General features: G+C 33.7%; 4 protein-coding genes. 2 read left to right on the plus strand and 2 right to left on the minus strand.

The window, feature by feature from the left end:
• Nucleotides 1-208 (minus strand): uracil phosphoribosyltransferase (locus tag ACIQZC_RS10320; protein WP_396139140.1); only part of this gene is annotated, 208 nt, incomplete at its 3' end.
• Between the two features lie 73 nt (nucleotides 209-281).
• Between ACIQZC_RS10320 and ACIQZC_RS10325 the strand changes: the two genes are divergently transcribed.
• Together ACIQZC_RS10325 and ACIQZC_RS10330 are read left to right on the plus strand one after the other, a co-directional pair.
• The gene (locus ACIQZC_RS10325; RefSeq protein ID WP_396139141.1) at nucleotides 282-887 is read left to right on the plus strand and encodes a DUF4254 domain-containing protein; all 606 of its coding nucleotides are present in this window, start codon (nucleotides 282-284) and stop codon (nucleotides 885-887) included.
• Nucleotides 888-939: 52 nt separating this feature from the next.
• A complete protein-coding gene (locus tag ACIQZC_RS10330; protein ID WP_396139142.1) occupies nucleotides 940-1,935 on the plus strand; it encodes a glycosyltransferase family 9 protein in 996 nt (331 codons plus the stop codon).
• 42 nt (nucleotides 1,936-1,977) lie between these two features.
• On the opposite strand, the gene ACIQZC_RS10335 is transcribed toward ACIQZC_RS10330, so the two are convergent.
• Nucleotides 1,978-3,030 carry a 2Fe-2S iron-sulfur cluster-binding protein gene (locus ACIQZC_RS10335; protein ID WP_396139143.1) on the minus strand — a complete coding sequence of 351 codons (1,053 nt, stop codon included), beginning with the start codon at nucleotides 3,028-3,030 and terminating at the stop codon, nucleotides 1,978-1,980.
• Between the last annotated feature and the right edge of the window lie 80 nt (nucleotides 3,031-3,110).

Raw genomic sequence — 3,110 nt, forward strand, 5'->3', positions numbered from 1 at the left:
TTGTTGTGGTGTGTTTAATTCCTAAAGGCGTTTGCACATCAATATTCTTATAATCAAGTGTTTTGCTCAATTCATACGCCATTATTTCTCCTATCCGTTCAATGTTTTTTCGAAAACGCATGCTGTCATTTTGGATGTTCACATCACGAATTTGCGCCAAAAAATGATTGAGAATACTATTTTGCTCTGAAATATAATGAATGTGCATTGGATTTATTTTTTATTTTCAGGTTAAAAGTACAAAAAATCGCTATTTTTGTACCAATTTAAAAGCTATTATTATGTTTGCCGAATTTGCATTTCCCATTTTTGAACAAAGTATCAAAACCTATCACATTGTTGACGACGTGTATCAACCTGTTGTAAATCCTTTTGAAAAAGGAACAATTGAATATTTGCTATTCGCAAAAAATTGGGTAGACACGGTGCAATGGCATTATGAAGATATAGTTCGTGACCCAAATATTGATCCGGTTGCTGCTTTAGATTTGAAACGTAAAATTGATGCTTCAAACCAAGTTCGTACCGATATGGTGGAGTACATTGATAGTTATTTCTTAGATAAATACAAAAATGTTCAGGTTAAAACAAATGCAAAAATCAATACTGAAAGTCCAGCTTGGGCTATTGACCGTTTATCAATTTTGGCTTTGAAAATTTACCATATGAATGAAGAGGCAACTCGTGCCGAAGCATCAGTAGAACACAGAGCAAAATGTCAAGAAAAATTAAATGTTTTGTTAGACCAAAAAAACGACATGTTTACTTCAATCAGTCAATTAATTGAAGATATTGAAGCAGGCGACAAATACATGAAAGTGTACAAACAAATGAAAATGTACAACGACGAGGAGTTAAATCCGGTGTTGTATCAAAATAAAAAATAGTATTCTATTGCTATCTAAACCAAAACATATATTGGTAATAAGGCTCTCAGCCATGGGTGATGTCGCAATGACAGTTCCTGTGTTGAGAGCCTTAGTTTTACAACATCCCGATGTAAAAATAACGATGGTTTCAAGACCATTCTTCCAACCTTTTTTTGAAGGCATTCCGAATGTCAATTTCTTTGGAGTAGATTTGAAAGAACGACACAAAGGTTTCTTAGGTTTATTCCTATTGTTTTCTGATTTACGTAAATTGGATATTGATTTGGTTGCCGATTTACATAATGTGCTTCGCTCAAAAGTAGTTCGAACATTATTTGCGTTAAGCGGGATAAAAGTAGCTGCAACCGATAAAGGTAGAGCCGAAAAAAAAGCGTTAACTAGTTTGACCAATAAAGTTTTTGCTCCAGTAAAACCAATGATTGAAAGTCATGTGGATGCATTCAAACAACTTGGATTTTCAATTGATTTAGCGAATCCTAAATTTCCTGAAAAAGCTATTTTATCGGATGAAATCATTTCTTTTACAGGAACTAAAAATCAAAATTGGATTGGAATTGCCCCTTTTGCACAATACGAAAATAAAGTCTATCCACAAGATTTAATGCAACAAGTAATAGACGATTTAGCTAAAAATAAAAACGTTAAAATCTTCTTGTTTGGTGGTGGACCAACAGAGATTCAAAAATTAAATCAATTACAAAACAACCACGAAAATGTAATGGTTGTAGCCGGAAAATTGTCATTTGAAGCCGAAATACAATTAATTTCCAATTTAGACATCATGCTTTCCATGGATTCTGGAAACTCACATATTTCGTCTATGTTAGGTGTAAAAGTTATTACACTTTGGGGCGCTACCCATCCTTTTGCAGGTTTCAAACCATTTAACCAACCCGATGATTTTTGTTTGACTTCAGATAGAAAACAATATCCATTTTTACCTACTTCGGTGTACGGAAATAAAAAAGTAGCAGGCTATGAAAATGCAATGCGAACGATTTTACCTTTTCAGGTCATTGAAAAAATAAATTCCAATCTTACCTAAATAAAATTGGAATTTGGATTTTTTTATTTGGAATTTTGCCCACTAAACATCATCAAAATCAATTTTAATGGTTGTCGTTGTTGGATACGCTTGACACGCTAAAGTCAATCCTTCGGCTACTTCAGATTCATTTAAAATTTGATTTTTCTTCATTTCCGCAGCACCTTCGGTTATTCTGCAAATACAACTGCTGCAAATGCCGCCTTGACATGAATACGGAACATCCAAACCTTGCTTCAAAGCCGCTTCTAATAAAGTTTGTTGCTGACTCATTTCAAAAGTGGTTTCTTCACTATCTACCAAAATAGAAATCTTAGTATGACCATCTGCGCCACTAGTTGCTTCTTTATTGTTTGAAGATGTTGAGAACAATTCGAATTTAATATCTGAATCTGAAATGTTATTTTCTTTCAAAGTATTTGAAACCAAATTGATCATTTCTTCTGGCCCACACAAATAGAATTTTGAAAACTCCATTTCGGCATGTTTATTTTTCAAGATAAAATTCACCGTTGTATGGTCGATTCTGCCAAGTAAAGCGTTATCTGCGGTTGATTGACTGTACACATTTTGCACAAACAAACGCCCTACATATTGCAACTGTAAGTCGTGTAATTGGTTATGAAAAATGGTGTCTTTTTCCGATTTATTTCCGTAAACCAAGACAAATGTGCTATTTGGTTCTTCTTCTAAAACCGATTTTAAAATGGAAAATACAGGTGTAATTCCGCTTCCAGCTACAAATGCTGCGTAGTTTTTTTGACGATCTGTTTTGGGTTCGAACGTGAATTTTCCTTCCGGAGTTCCTACTTCGATTACGTTTCCAACGGCTAGTTTTTCATTAGCAAATTTTGAGAAAAATCCTGTTTTAATGGATTTAACAGCTATGCGTAATTCGCCACTTTTTGGAGCCGAACAAATAGAATAGGCTCTTCTAATTTCTTGTCCGTCCAATGTAACTTTTAAGTTTACATATTGACCGGCAACAAAAGTATAATGTGATTTTAATTCCTCGGGAACATTAAATAAAATGGAAACCGCATCGGCTGTTTCTTTGATAATTTCTTTAATGCTTAATTTATAAAATGATGACATGTGTGTTTGTTTTTTACAAAAATAAAAAAAAGAGCCTGAAGGTTCTGGATTTATTCCATAAACAACGCTCTTAATTCCGT

Source organism: Flavobacterium sp. (assembly GCF_044338735.1).
Taxonomy (GTDB): Bacteria; Bacteroidota; Bacteroidia; order Flavobacteriales; family Flavobacteriaceae; genus Flavobacterium.

Coding starts and splice junctions, on each gene's coding strand:
- ACIQZC_RS10330 (WP_396139142.1), top strand. CDS start 940: ATGGGTGATGTCGCAATGACAGTTCCTGTGTTGAGAGCCTTAGTTTTA.
- ACIQZC_RS10335 (WP_396139143.1), bottom strand. CDS start 3,030: ATGTCATCATTTTATAAATTAAGCATTAAAGAAATTATCAAAGAAACA.
- ACIQZC_RS10325 (WP_396139141.1), top strand. CDS start 282: ATGTTTGCCGAATTTGCATTTCCCATTTTTGAACAAAGTATCAAAACC.